Raw genomic sequence first — 13,648 nt, forward strand, 5'->3', positions numbered from 1 at the left:
GCTTTGGTGCTGAACCAGCACCCTTAAACTTCTAGCTCGCCAGACCGTGCGCGAGCCACGTCGCGTTGGTCCTTTGAGGGCAACACTTAGAGGCTGGGCCACTCCGAACGATGACGACGAGCCCGCTCAAGTACTCTGGGTCCAAAGCTGCTTTCTTTGGTTACTTTCTTTGCAGCAGCAAAGAAAGTGACTGCCGCCCCGCACAGGGGCAACGCTAATAGACCACTAAGAATTCAGGATTCCACGAACAAAGAAGCAGCCCCAAGAAGCGCCGCATCAAAACCCTGAACCTCATCCGGCTCGAAGAGCCCAATAACGACGATATCGGTCCCCGCAACATCGCAGCAAGGCCTGACACACCACCGCTTCCCGACGACATGAATCTCCGCACAAGCACCATCGTCGAAGCGAACGAAACCCTTCGCCCGCAAGATCCGATCGGAGAAGGAAGCACACGTGTCCTTCAGCCGCCGCCTGTCGAAGCGCTTGTCGGAATGAAACGTGAAGCTGCGCAGGTTCGCAGGAAGATCTCGAGACGGCCCTAATGCCCGCAGCGGCATGACGCCTTCACGCAACAATGCCTGATCGCCAAAGAAAAGCACATTCGGCACCTCGCCCCGATCGCCATCGAACACGATGCGCGTATGCGCCAACTCCATCACCCGCGCACGCACCGCACGCGCATCATCGGCCGCGATGAGATCAGTCTTCGTGAGCACGATCGATGTCGCGCCTTCGATCTGCCGCCGCGCAATATCGCCGATATACGCATCCGCAAGCGTCTCCTCGATGCGCTCCGCATCCACCGCCACGACGATGCCCTGCAAACGGAAGGCGCGATCGAGCATGCCCACCTGCGCGATGCGCACCGGGTCCGACACGCCGCTCGCCTCGATCACGAGCAGATCGGGCCGCACCTCCCGCGCGCTGATGTCGATCAGCGTTTCCATCAGCTTGCCGCCGATCGAACAGCACACGCAGCCGTTCTCCAGTCCGATCACATCGTCACTGCGCTCGCGGATCAACGCCGCATCGATGTTGATCGAGCCGAAGTCGTTGACCAGCACCGTGACGCGGCGGCCCTCGGTGTTGCTCAGCAGCGCGTTGATCATCGTGGTCTTGCCCGCGCCGAGATAGCCACCGATGACGACGAGCGGAATCGGAGACATCAAGCAGGCGCCTGAAAAGCGCGACCGCCAAGGATCGTGCCCCACACGCGCATTTGGCCGAGGCGCTCGGCGGGAACCTCACGCGGATCTTCATCGAGCACGGCGAAGTCCGCGAACTTGCCGACCTCGATGCTGCCGATCACGTCGTCCATGCCGATCGTATAAGCGGCGCCGAGCGTGATCGCACGCAGTGCGTCGGCTACGCTCAGGCGCTCCGCTTCGCCCAGGACACGGCCCGATGCGGTCTGCCGTTGCACCGCGCACCACGCCGTAAAGAGCGGATTGAGCTGCGTGATCGGCGCATCCGAATGCAGGCCGAACGTGATGCCGAGCGCGTTCGCCGTGCCCGCCGCGTTCATCCGGTTCGCACGGTCGGCGCCCATCGTCTGCGTATAGTGCGCGTCGCCCCAGTAATAGATGTGGTTCGAGAAGAAGTTCACGCACATGCCGAGGCGTGCAGCGCGCGCGAGCTGCCGCGCGTCGGCCATCTGGCAATGCTGCAGCGTATGCCGATGGTCCGCGCGCGGGTGTCGGCTCACGATGGCCTCGATCGCGTCCAGCACGAGCTCGGTCGCTTCGTCGCCATTCGTGTGGATGTGCAGTTGCAGCCCTGCGAGATGGAAGGGCAGAAACGTTTCGACGAACTGCTCCGGCGGAATCAGCCACAAACCGTTCGGCCGCCCGTTCACATAGCCCGGCCAGCGCAGGCGGGCGGTAAAGCCCTGAATCGAGCCGTCGACGATGAACTTCACCGGACCGAAGCGCAGCTTGTCCGAGTTGAGCTCGACCGCTTCGAGCACGCGAGAAGGCCCGCCTTCGGGATTGCGCTGCGGCCCGAACGCGGGCACGAGCCGAATCGGAAAGCGCGCATCGCGCGTCACTTCGACGAGATTGCGCATGCCCTTGTCGGACAGATCGTTGAGCAGGTCGGTAGCCGTCGTCACGCCCGCGAGCTGCGCGACCCGGCCGAAGTCGCGGATCGCCTCGGGGTTGTCGCTCGCGGATAGCGAGAGCTTCGCGCCGATCACGCGATACACCGGAAACATTGCCGCGAACTCCTGCAATTCGCCGGTGAGCCCACCGCTCGCGTCCTTCACGATGCCGTCGACATCCGTGTCCTCGTCGATGCCGGCGAGTTCGAGCATCGGCGAATTCACGTTCATCAGATGCACGCTCGCATGCAGGATCGCGATCGGGCGCGTCGCCGATACGCGATCGAGTTGCGCCACCGTCAGGCGGTCGCTGCCGAAGAAGATCGGATCGAAGCCCCATGCGAGCAACGGCGTGCTGGCGTCGTCGAGCTTGCGCTCGGCTTCCCGCAATCGCTCGATCACCGCATCGAGCGATTGCAGGCCGGCCCAGCGCGTGCCATCCGGCCCGCGGCGCTCGTAATAGCCGACATACACCGCGCTCCACATCGCGCCTTCCATCAGATGCGAGTGGCCTTCCACGAGGCCCGGCATCAGCACCTTGTCGCCGAAGGTCGTGTCCGGTTCGGCGTCGGTCCATTGGCGTATGTCGTCACGCGCGCCGACAGAGAGAATTCTGCCGTTGCGGATCGCCACGTGCGTGGCGACCGGCTGTTGCGGGTTCATCGTCAGAATCTTGCGTGCGACGAGCACCTTCACTGCGTCGTTGTCGGTCTGGGTCATGAGTCGTTCGAGTGGATCAGGTCGGCGTGAACCTGCTTGCGGCCGGCGCTCGGATTGGCGAGAAAGACGATGAGCACATTCACCGCGAGACAGACGAGGCCGAGATTCAGGCCCGCTATATCGACATGCAGCACATACAGGACGACCGCCAGCACCTGCCCCACCAGCATCCCCGATGCGATGGCCCGCGCACTCACGCGCAGGCCGAACACGATGGCGATCACGCCGGGAAAGAACTGCGTGACGCCGTAGTACGTCATGTTGATGAGCGTGAGCATCAGGTTGGGCGTGGCGAGCGTCATGCCGATGGACAGCACCAGGTACAGCCCGATCACCACTTTGGCGCTGGCCTTCTGGCGCGTCTCCGGCATGTTCGGCAGCAGGTTGCGCGTGACGACCGGCCCGATCGCGAGACAGATGCCCGCGAGCACCAGCAGCCCCGAAAGCGACGCGCCGGCCGCGACCATGCCGACCAGCCAGGGTGGCAGCAGATGCACGACGGCGGTAAAGAAAGCCTCGTTGGGCGAGCCGAGCGGCACATTCTGCGCAATCGCGTAGTACGACGCGACCACGAGGAACGGATACATCAGCATGTAGAGCGGCATCACGACTTGCGAGCGGCGGATCGTGTCGGCGCTCTTCGCGGTGAAGAAGTTCTGGATCGCGAACGGCATCACATAGAAGCCGAGCGACTGGAACAGCATCGTGCTCATCGAGAAGGTGAGCTGATGCGCGTTCATCGCGTTCGATACGTGCTGGCTCGCCGCTCTGAACACCGGCTCGACACCCGCTTCCCACGCCACCGCGAGGCCCGTCACGACGATCGCCGCGACCATCAGAATGTCTTTCAGGATCGCGATATACGCCGATGCGCGCACGCCGGCGATCGCGATATACGTGAACGCGAGCAGCGCCGAGATCATGATGAGGCCCACGGGGTTCACGTTCCAGCCCAGGCCCTTGAGCGCGGCGACGAGGCCGGTGAATTGCAGCTGGCCCCACGGCAGCAGAAAGATGAGCGCTGAGACGGCGACGATCAGCTCCAGCGCGCGGCTGGCGAAGTGTCCCTTGAAGAGATCGGGCAGGGTGATCGCGTTATGGCGCTTGCCCGCCTCCCAGATCTTCGGCCCGACGAAATAGCCGATCGGATACGCAAGCAGGATATAGCCGAGGAACCAGACCCCGTAGGTCGGTCCTTTCGCGTAAATGCCGCCCGGAAAGCCGACCATCGTGCCGATGCTGTAGATCTCGCCCGCCGCGAGAAAGAACACGAGCCACGCGCCGAATTGACGCGACGCGACAAAGAAGTCGTGCACGCTCTGCGAGCCGCGTCCCTTGCCCGCGCGCAGCGCCAGCCACAGCGACAGCGCGATGAACCCCAGAAATACCGTGGAAGCCATACCGAAATCCTCCTCTATGCATCGCGCGCTTCGCGCCGTTCAGCTTTTTTGTCGAACAGTACCCAGCAAAGCTCGAGACAAATGGACGTCAGCACGAACCAGCCGAAAATCCACGCATAGATAAACGGAATGCCGAGCACGTAAATGTCTTTCGACGCGGCCCAAGGCAGCAGCCCGATCACGCCGACAAAGGGCAAACCGAGTCCGATCAAGAGTTTGAGCATGGTCCACTCCGCATGATCATGACCCCGCGCAGTGCCTGCATCGCGCGGGGCGAAAGGGAATTCGGTCCAGTATGACCAGACAAAAATGGTCCCTCGTAGTGCCAGAGACGGCCAATCGGTGGGGCCAGTGGCGCCGCGCGGAGGCGCCTTTGCGGACACCGACCTGGCACTAACGAAGGTTTCGGGCTGGCACTAAGCGGCGCGCGGAGTTCGGTGCAGTATGAGGGTACTTTCCAAGGAGTTATCGGTGGCTACTCTCGACTTCCCTGCGCCGGCCCTTCGTGGCGCGTGCGCCCCATACGATCCGCTCTACGATCCGCTCGTCTCGCCCATCAGCCGTCAGGCGATGGACTACGCGCCCACCTACTGGGTCGCGACCGCCGGCGAGCCGCCCGAAGACGACGGACCGTTGCCCGGCGATGCCGATGTCGACGTGCTGATCGTCGGCGCGGGATTCACCGGTCTTTCCACCGCGCTCTTTCTGGCCCGCGAGCACGGCATCCGCGCGACGGTCGTCGATGCAAACCGCACCGCTTGGGGCTGCACGAGCCGCAACGGCGGGCAGGGGCAGAACGCGAGCGGCCGTCTCTATCGCTCGCAATGGATCGAGCGCTGGGGCAAGCAGACGGCGCTCAAGCTCGATGCGGAGATTCGCGAAGGCTTCGATACGTTCAAGCATTTGATCGAGGAATTCGCATGCGATCCGCAGCCGGGCGGCCATCTGTACATCGCGCACCGCGCGCGCAAGATGGACTTCCTCGCCAACGAATGCAAGGTGATGCGCGACGTCTTCGGCTACGACGCGCACATGCTGAGCGCCAAGGAAGTCGCGCAATCGTATGTCGACGATCGCGAAAGCTGCGGCGCGCTGCTCGAACCGGACGGCATCGGCGTGCATCCGCTCAAGCTCGCGTTCGGCTATCTGCGCATGGCGCGCTCGCTCGGCGTGAAGGTCCATCCGAGCACGCCCGTGCTCAACGTCGAGACGATTCGCGGCGTGCATCACGTGCGCACGCCGCGCGGCGTCATTCGTGCGAAGGCGGTCGCGTTCGCGACGGGCGGCTATACGCGCAACGACATGCATCGCGCGCTCAACGCGAAGATCATGCCGATCCTCTCGAACTCGCTCGTCACGCGGCCGCTTACGGAGCAGGAACTTGCCTCGACGAATTTCCGCACGCGTCAGGTCATCACCGATACGCGCACGCTGCGTTTCTACTATCGCCTGTTGCCGGATAACCGCGTGCAGATCGGCAGCCGCAGCGCGATCACGGGCGCCGATGCCGCGAACCCGCGGCATATGGAGGTGCTCGTCGAAGGGCTGCATCGCAAGTTTCCTTCGCTCAAGGGCATACGCATCGACTATTCGTGGTGGGGCTGGGTCGACGTGAGTCACGACATGATGCCGCGCGTCGCGCAGCCCGATCCGCAGCAGAGCATCTTCTATGCCGTCGGCTACGGCGGCAACGGCGTGTCATTCTCCGCGCATGCGGGGCGGCGCCTGGCCGAGCGTGTCGCGGGCAAGTGGCAAAGCAGCCGCGACGATCTGCCGATCTACGACTCCGCGCTCGAATATCCGAACGTGATGGGCATGGTGCGGTGGAAGGGCTTCGCGCCGTTTCGCCGCGTCGGCCAACGATTCCTTTACCACAAGTATCTGGCGCAGGACGAAAAGCGCTGAACCCTTTCGCAACGTACTGAAAAGATCGACACATGAGCACTCAAACGAATCAGGACTACATCCGCCTTCTGGAGACGTTCAACGATGCATGGAACCGCCACGACATCGAAGCGCTGATGAGCTGCATGGCGGACGAATGCGTCTTTCACGGCGTGGCGGGCCCGGATGTACTGGGCCGCACCTTCAGCGGCCGCGACGAAGTGCGCAAGGGCTTCGCGCTCGCATGGGAAACATGCCCCGATGCATCGTGGAAGGACGGCGAGCATTTCGTGAGCGGCGAGCGCGGCGTATCGGAATCGACGTTTCGCGGCACGAAGGCGGACGGCTCGCGCATCGAGGCGCGCATGGTGGACGTCTTCACCTTCAAGGACGGCAAGATCGCGGTGAAGAACGCGTTCCGCAAGGACCGTCCCACGCTCTGAGAAGAGGGAGAGCGGCATCGCGTGAAGCAATGAAGTGCCTCGACACGCTGGCAACGAACCGGCGGTCGAAGGGGCAATCGATACAAGCAGATCAGGAGACGACATGCAATCGAGTACGGATCAAGGCGATCTCAAGTGTGGCCTCAAGCAGCGCCACATGACGATGATCGCGCTGGGCGGCGTCATAGGCGCCGGACTTTTCGTCGGTAGCGGTGTGGTGATCCAGCAGGCGGGACCAGCCGCGATTCTTTCGTTCCTCATCACCGGTGGTCTCGTGGTGCTCGTCATGCGCATGCTGGGCGAGATGGCCTGTGCGATGCCCGCCGTCGGCTCGTTCTACGAATATGCGCGCCTCGCGTTCAAGACGCAGCGCGGACCGGGGCGTCTCGCCGGCTTCCTGACCGGCTGGATGTACTGGTACTTCTGGGTCATCGTGATCGCGCTCGAAGCGGTGGCGGGCGCGAAGCTCGTGCAGTTCTGGATACCCGACGTGCCTTCGTGGATCATCAGTCTGGTGCTCCTCGTCGTGCTGACGCTGACGAACCTGATTTCGGTCAGCAGCTACGGCGAGTTCGAGTTCTGGTTCTCGTCGATCAAGGTCGGCGCGATCATCGTGTTCCTGTTTCTCGGCGGCCTCTATGTATGCGGCCTGTGGCCCGCGTCGATGCACACGGCCGATGTCGCCGCAACCTTCCTCGGACACGGCGGCTTCATGCCCAATGGCATCGGACCGGTCATGACGGGCGCGGTCGCGGCGACAGGCTTCTACTTCGGCGCGGAGATCGTCACGATCGCGGCGGCGGAGGCGAAGGAGCCCGCCAAGGCCGTCGCGAAGGCGACCAATTCGGTCATCACGCGCGTGCTGGTGTTCTATGTCGGCTCGGTCGCGCTGGTGGTCGCGCTCGTGCCGTGGAACTCGCATCAGATGGCGACGCCCTACGTGAGCGCGCTCGACGTGATGGGCATGCCCGCCGCGGCGAACGTGATGAATGCGATCGTGCTCACCGCCGTGCTGTCCGCGCTCAACTCGGGCCTCTATGCGGCCTCGCGCATGCTGTTCGCGCTGACGCGTCACGGCGATGCGCCGCTCGGTCTCGCGAAGGTGAACAAGCGCGGCGTGCCGACTCGCGCGATTCTGCTCGGCACGGTGTTCGGCTATGTGTCGGTGGTGATGTCGTACATCTCGCCGGATACGGTGTTCGCGTTCCTCGTCAACTCGTACGGCACGGTCGCGATCTTCGTGTACCTGCTGATCGCGTTCTCGCAACTGCGCCTGCGCAGCCGCATGACGAGCTTCGAGGCGAACGACCTGCGCGTGCGCATGTGGGGATTTCCCTATCTGACCTGGCTCGCGATCTTCGGGATGCTGGCGATTCTCGTCGCGATGGCCTTCATCCCCGATCAACGCAAGCCGCTGTGGCTCGGCGTCGCCAGTCTGGGCATCCTGATCGTCGCTTATGTCGTGTTCAAGCGCGGCCGCAAGGAAGTCGAAGTCGAATCCGAAGACCATTCGACGCGGCATCTGCAAACAGCGGAGCGTTGAGCTCGCAGGCGGCCGGAATGCTGCATTCGCGGACCGGCCGCTCATTCCCTGAACGTCTTGGCGGTTTCTTCGGCGGTGCGGCGCAGATCGGGCTCGAAGGCGAGCAGCTGATCGAGCCCGATGCGTCCCACCGGCGCCTGAATTGCGATGGCCGCGCACGCGCGATTGCGGTCGAGCATCACCGGCACTGCAATCGCAACGAGCCCCTGCAGATGCTCCTGATTGTTGATGGCGAGCATGCGGCGGCGCGTCACCGCGAGCTCCTTGCGCAGCGCGTCCCGGTCGGTGATGGTGCGCTCCGAGTATGAACGCAGCGGCATGCGCTCGATCATGCGTTCGCGCCGTTCCTTCGGCAGAAAGCTGAGCAGCAGCTTGCCGCTTGCCGAGCAGTGCAGCGGCACGTGCGAGCCCGGCTGCAGATGCATGCGCAGCGGCCAGCCGGTTTCAACGCGATCCACATAGACGACGTCGTTACCCGCGAGCATCGTCAGATTGCAGGTTTCGCCGACGCGCGTGACGAGCTGCTCGAGCAGCGCATGCCGCGCCGCAGCGGGGCCCGCGTGCATCAGCACATTGATGGCGAGCGTGCGCACGCGCGCCGAGCATTCGTAGAGCTTGTCGCTCGCGCCGCGCGTCACGAGCCAGGCGTCCATCAATTGCACGAGGATGCGATGCACCGTCTGCTTGGGCAGGCCGAGCGCATCGACGAGCTCGGTCATCGATAGCGGGCGGTTCGCCTCCGCGAGCGTTTCGAGCACGCGAAACGCGCGCACGGCGGCGGCATTCGATTGATTCGACGTCACGCTGTCTCCTTCTACTTTGCGTTTGTATTTCATTGTGCGTCGAAAACACCGGTTTTCGGGACTATGGAAAGTCCCGAAAACCTGATTTTTCGATGCTGGCGATTTCGCTGCACGCGTTCGTCCAGAAAACGGGACCGCGCGACGAACGCGGCTGACTAGATTGGATAGCACCTCCAATCCTTCATCAGCCGAGGCTTATCGCATGAATGACATGGCAAGCGGCGCCACCCTCGCGCGTTCCCGCGCGCAGACGCCGAACACACAGGAATCCGATGCCGATCGCATCGTCGGCGCACTGGTGGCGCGAGCACGCGCCGCGCAGCGCCGCTTCGAGCACGCCGGGCAGGAGACCCTCGACACCGCCGCCGCGGCCGCCGCGTGGGCGATCATGGAGCCGCAACGCAACCGGCGACTCGCGGAACTCGCCGTGCGCGATACGGAACTCGGCAACGCCGACGACAAGTTCCGCAAGAACCATCGCAAGACGCTCGGCCTCTTGCGCGATCTCCACGGCGTCGCGACGACGGGCGTGATCGCGCGGGACGAGGCGCACGGCATCGTCGAGATCGCGCGCGCGGTGGGCGTGGTGGCGGCGATCACGCCGTCGACGAATCCGGGCGCGACGCCGGCCAACAAGATCATCAACGCGCTCAAGTGCGGCAACGCGATCATCGTCGCGCCCTCGCCGAAGGGCTATTCGTCGTGCGCGCTGCTCATCGGCTTCATTCACGCGGAGTTCGCGAAGGCGGGGCTCGATCCCGATCTCGTGCAGATGCTGCCGCAGCCGATTGGCAAGGCCGCGACCGCCGCGTTGATGCGCCTCGCGGATCTGGTCGTCGCGACCGGCTCGCAGGCCAACGTGCGCATGGCCTATACGAGCGGCACGCCGGCCTTCGGCGTGGGCGCCGGCAACGTCGCGTCGATCGTCACGGCGAGCGCGAAACCCGATGATGCGGCGCGCAAGATCGCCGTATCCAAGACCTTCGACAACGCGACCAGTTGCTCGTCGGAGAACAGCGTCGTGATCGAGGATGCGGTCTACGCGCGCATGCTCGATGCCCTCGCGGCGCAAGGCGGCGTGCTGCTCGACGCCGCGCAAAAGGCGCAATTGCAGTCGGCGATGTGGCAGGACGGCAAGCTCTCGGCGCGCTGCACGGCGCGCTCCGCCGCGACGATCGCGCGCGAGGCGGGCCTCGACGACATCGCCGCGCGCGAGCCGAAGTTCCTCATGGTGGAGGAAAGCGGCTACGGCGCCGATCATCCGTTCTCGGGCGAGAAGCTCTCGCCCGTGCTGACGGTCTATCGCGCACACGACATCGACGCGGCGATGGACATCGTGCGCGGCATTTACAGCTACATGGGCGCGGGGCATTCGGTCGGCGTGCACGGCGCGGACGACGCACTCGCTGTCACGCTCGGCACGCAGTTGCCGGTGGCGCGCGTGATCGTCGATCAGGCGCATTGCCTCGCGACCGGCGGCAACTTCGACAACGGCCTGCCGTTCTCGCTCTCGATGGGCTGCGGCACCTGGGGCGGCAACAATTTCTCGTCGAATCTCGGCTATCGGCAATACCTGAACATCACGCGCGTCGCCTACCCGATCGCGGAGCGCGTGCCGGAAGTCGATGCGCTCCTCGGCGACTACTTCCGGAGGTGCGGACGATGAGCGCGCTTCCCGATCGAATCGCTTCGCGCGCCGGACTGCCGCACGATGCGCGTACGCTGCGCGCATTGATCGACGCGCGGGCCGAACATGCTCCCGACAGGCACTTCCTGCTCTGCGCGGCGCAAGGCGGCACGTTGACCTTCGGCGCACTGCGCGACGACTGCCGTGCGCTCGAAGCGCGCTTCAAGGCGGCAGGACTGCGGCCGGGCGATGTCGTCTCCGTCTTCATGGGCAACGGCATCCAGACCGCGCGTCTTCTGCTTGCGGCGATGTACGGCGGGCTCGTCGCCAATCCGCTGAACCTGCTGTGCCAGCCTTCGCAGGTGCGCTACATCGTCGAGCATTCGGATACGCGCGCGATCTTCGTCGCCGACGATACGCACGACACGATCATCGAGGCAATCGACGCGCTGCGCGCCGAAGGCATGAAGCGCGAGATCGCGGTGGTGCGCACGTCGCCGGATACAAACGTGTTGCCCGACATCCCGGCGCTGTCCACGCGCGCGATTCCTCTCTCGCGCGACGATGCGCCTCCCGGCGTGCGCATCGTCGCAAGCGAGGGGGGCGGCATCAACCCCGGCGATACCGCGCTCCTGATGTACACGTCGGGCACGACCGGCGCGCCGAAGGGCGTGCTCCTGAGTCACCGCAGCCTGCTCGCGAACATGCGCAACATCAGCGCGGAGCATCGTCTCTCCGAGGACGATCGCGTGCTCGTGTCGCTGCCGCTCTATCACATCAACGGCCTCGTCGTGGCGCTGCTCACGCCGCTGTATCACGGCGGCTCGGCCGTGATGACGCCGCGCTTCTCGGCGCGCACGTTCTGGAGCGAGGCTTCGCAGCACGGCTGCACATGGATCAACGTGGTGCCGACCATCGTCGCCTATCTGCTCAACGGCGAAGGCGCGCAAGGCGTCGATCTCTCCGCGCTCAAGTTCTGCCGCAGCGCATCGGCGGCGCTGCCGGCCGATCATCATCGCGCGTTCGAGGAGCGCTTCGGCATCGGCGTCATCGAAACGATGGGGATGACGGAGACCGCCGCGCCGGCTTTCAGCAATCCGTACGATCAGGCGTTGCGGAGAATCGGCAGCATCGGCCTGCCGTCGGGCGGCGAGGCGAAGATCGTCGATCTCGAAGGGCGCGAGTGCGCGCCGCACGAAACGGGCGAGCTCGTGCTGCGCGGGGATCAGCTGATGAGCGGCTACTACAAGCGGCCCGACGAGACCCGCGACGCCTTCATCGCCGAAGGATGGCTGCGCACCGGCGACCTCGGCTATCGCGACGAGGCGGGCTTCTTCTACATCAACGGGCGCGCGAAGGAGCTCATCATCAAGGGCGGCGAGAACATCGCGCCGCGCGAGATCGACGAGGCGCTCCTGCGCCATCCCGGCGTGCTCGAAGCGGCCGCGGTCGGCGTCCCCGATCCGGCTTACGGGCAGGATATCGTCGCGTTCATCGTGCCGAGCGGCGGCGCGGCTTCGCTCGATGTCGCCGAGCTGCGCGCGCACTGCCTGCGCGAACTCGGCCGCTACAAGACACCGCGTGAATTCCGCTTCATCGATGCATTGCCGCGCGGCCCCTCGGGCAAGGTGCAGCGCCTGAAGCTCGTGCAGAGCCCGCAGCCCGCAGGATAAGCTGGCGCGGATCCGCACACTCGACCCATTCCACATCAGATGGACTGAGCTTTACATGGGACCGGAGCAAATCGCTGAAGCGATGACTCCGGTCGACAAGGAGACAACGTGAACAAGCATCGTCAGCGCGTGAAGACGCGCCATATCATTCTCGGCGTGATGTGCCTGATGTACTTCATCTCGTACATCGACCGGGTGAATATCGCCGTCGCGGGTCCGTTGATTCGCCAGGAGATGGGACTGACGTCCGTGCAGCTCGGACTCGTGTTCTCCGCCTTCGCTTATCCGTACGCGGTGATGCAGATCGTCGGCGGCTGGCTCGCCGACCGCTTCGGGCCGAAGCTCGTGCTGACCGTGCTCTCGCTGATCTGGGGCGCGGCCACGCTCGCGACGGGCTTCGCGGGCAGCATCGCGATGCTCGTGCTGATGCGCGTCGCGCTCGGCATCGGCGAAGGCGGCGCTTTCCCGACCGCGACGCGCGCGTTCACGTACTGGATGCCGGTGCACGAGCGCGGCTTCGCGCAAGGCATCACGCACAGCTTCGCGCGGCTGGGCGGCGCGGTCACGCCGCCGGTCGTGCTCGCCGTCGTCGCGGCGAGCGGCTGGCGCGAGGCGTTCATCCTGCTCGGCGTCGCGAGCCTCGCATGGACGGCGCTTTATCTCTTCGTGTTCACCAACTCGCCCGATGAGAACCGCCGCATCACGCCCGAGGAAACCGCGGAAATCGGCTATCGCGCGGGGGAATGCGCGCGCGCCAAGAAGAACGCGACGCCCTGGCGCAAGCTGATTCATCGCATGTGGCTCGTGACGTTCGTGGACTTCTGCTATGGCTGGCTGCTGTGGGTGTATCTGACGTGGCTGCCGTCGTATCTGAAGGAATCGCGCGGTTTCGATCTGAAGCACCTCGCGCTCTTCACCGCGCTGCCGCTGCTCGCGGGCGTGATCGGCGATACGCTCGGCGGCGTGCTATCGGACCGCATCTACAGGCTCACGGGGCGGCTGCGCCTCGCGCGCTGCAGCATTCTGGTCGTGGGCATGGGCGGCTCGCTCGCCTTCCTGCTGCCGATGGTCAATGCGCCGAGCCCGATCGCCGCGGTGTGGTTCCTGACCGGCTCGTTCTTCTTCCTGGAGATCACCAATCCGGTGTTGTGGACCTTGCCGCTCGATATCGCGGGCAAATATGCGGGTACCGCGGGCGGCATGATGAACACCGGCTTCGGCGTGGCGGGGATGGTGTCGCCGGTGGCCTTCGGCTATCTGATCGAACAGACGGGCAGCTACAACGTGCCGTTCACGATTTCCGCGGGGCTGCTCGCGGTGGGCGCGGTCGCGGCGCTTTTCATCGACACCAGCAAGACTGTCGAGGCCGACGAGGCGCGCGAGGCGCGGAGTCGCGAGGAGATGGGGGTGCCTGCGTTCGCCGGCGGGGCGGGGAACTGGCACGAGTAGGACCG

General features: G+C 64.8%; 11 protein-coding genes. 6 read left to right on the forward strand and 5 right to left on the reverse strand.

What is annotated here, in order from left to right:
* Positions 1-233 precede the first annotated feature (233 nt).
* The 4 genes from AWB83_RS13770 to AWB83_RS13785 are packed head-to-tail and all read right to left on the reverse strand — an operon-like array spanning position 234 to position 4,445.
* Positions 234-1,169 carry a CobW family GTP-binding protein gene (locus tag AWB83_RS13770; protein ID WP_087046109.1) on the reverse strand — a complete coding sequence of 312 codons (936 nt, stop codon included), beginning with the start codon at positions 1,167-1,169 and terminating at the stop codon, positions 234-236.
* Complete coding sequence (locus tag AWB83_RS13775) at positions 1,169-2,821, reverse strand: amidohydrolase (protein ID WP_087046110.1); 1,653 nt, start codon at positions 2,819-2,821, stop codon at positions 1,169-1,171. The genes AWB83_RS13770 and AWB83_RS13775 overlap by 1 nt, the downstream gene beginning before the upstream one ends.
* A complete protein-coding gene (locus tag AWB83_RS13780; RefSeq protein ID WP_087046111.1) occupies positions 2,818-4,221 on the reverse strand; it encodes a sodium:solute symporter family protein in 1,404 nt (467 codons plus the stop codon). Before AWB83_RS13780 ends, AWB83_RS13775 begins: the two co-directional genes overlap by 4 nt.
* Before the next feature lie 14 nt (positions 4,222-4,235).
* Complete coding sequence (locus tag AWB83_RS13785) at positions 4,236-4,445, reverse strand: DUF3311 domain-containing protein (protein WP_087046112.1); 210 nt, start codon at positions 4,443-4,445, stop codon at positions 4,236-4,238.
* Between the two features lie 247 nt (positions 4,446-4,692).
* Here AWB83_RS13785 and AWB83_RS13790 point away from each other — a divergent pair, with 247 nt between their 5' ends.
* The 3 genes from AWB83_RS13790 to AWB83_RS13800 all read left to right on the forward strand — a co-directional run bounded on the left by AWB83_RS13790 (position 4,693) and on the right by AWB83_RS13800 (position 8,091).
* On the forward strand, positions 4,693-6,126 hold the full coding sequence (locus AWB83_RS13790; protein WP_087046113.1) for an NAD(P)/FAD-dependent oxidoreductase: 1,434 nt from the start codon (positions 4,693-4,695) through the stop codon (positions 6,124-6,126).
* Between the two features lie 32 nt (positions 6,127-6,158).
* Positions 6,159-6,548 (forward strand): nuclear transport factor 2 family protein, encoded by a 390-nt coding sequence (locus AWB83_RS13795; RefSeq protein ID WP_087046114.1) that lies wholly within the window; start codon positions 6,159-6,161, stop codon positions 6,546-6,548.
* A gap of 103 nt (positions 6,549-6,651) precedes the next feature.
* Entirely contained in the window at positions 6,652-8,091 is a 1,440-nt protein-coding gene (locus AWB83_RS13800) for an amino acid permease (RefSeq protein ID WP_087046115.1), read from the forward strand.
* 41 nt (positions 8,092-8,132) lie between these two features.
* On the opposite strand, the gene AWB83_RS13805 is transcribed toward AWB83_RS13800, so the two are convergent.
* The gene (locus tag AWB83_RS13805) at positions 8,133-8,927 is read right to left on the reverse strand and encodes an IclR family transcriptional regulator (protein ID WP_208636753.1); all 795 of its coding nucleotides are present in this window, start codon (positions 8,925-8,927) and stop codon (positions 8,133-8,135) included.
* Between the two features lie 169 nt (positions 8,928-9,096).
* Between AWB83_RS13805 and sauS the strand changes: the two genes are divergently transcribed.
* The 3 genes from sauS to AWB83_RS13820 all read left to right on the forward strand — a co-directional run bounded on the left by sauS (position 9,097) and on the right by AWB83_RS13820 (position 13,643).
* Positions 9,097-10,560 carry an acylating sulfoacetaldehyde dehydrogenase gene (gene sauS / locus AWB83_RS13810; RefSeq protein WP_087046116.1) on the forward strand — a complete coding sequence of 488 codons (1,464 nt, stop codon included), beginning with the start codon at positions 9,097-9,099 and terminating at the stop codon, positions 10,558-10,560.
* On the forward strand, positions 10,557-12,194 hold the full coding sequence (locus tag AWB83_RS13815) for an AMP-binding protein (protein WP_087046117.1): 1,638 nt from the start codon (positions 10,557-10,559) through the stop codon (positions 12,192-12,194). The genes sauS and AWB83_RS13815 overlap by 4 nt, the downstream gene beginning before the upstream one ends.
* A 108-nt stretch (positions 12,195-12,302) precedes the next feature.
* Entirely contained in the window at positions 12,303-13,643 is a 1,341-nt protein-coding gene (locus tag AWB83_RS13820; protein WP_374729113.1) for an MFS transporter, read from the forward strand.
* Positions 13,644-13,648: the final 5 nt, after the last annotated feature.

The organism is Caballeronia ptereochthonis (assembly GCF_001545075.1).
Taxonomy (GTDB): domain Bacteria; phylum Pseudomonadota; class Gammaproteobacteria; order Burkholderiales; family Burkholderiaceae; genus Caballeronia; species Caballeronia ptereochthonis.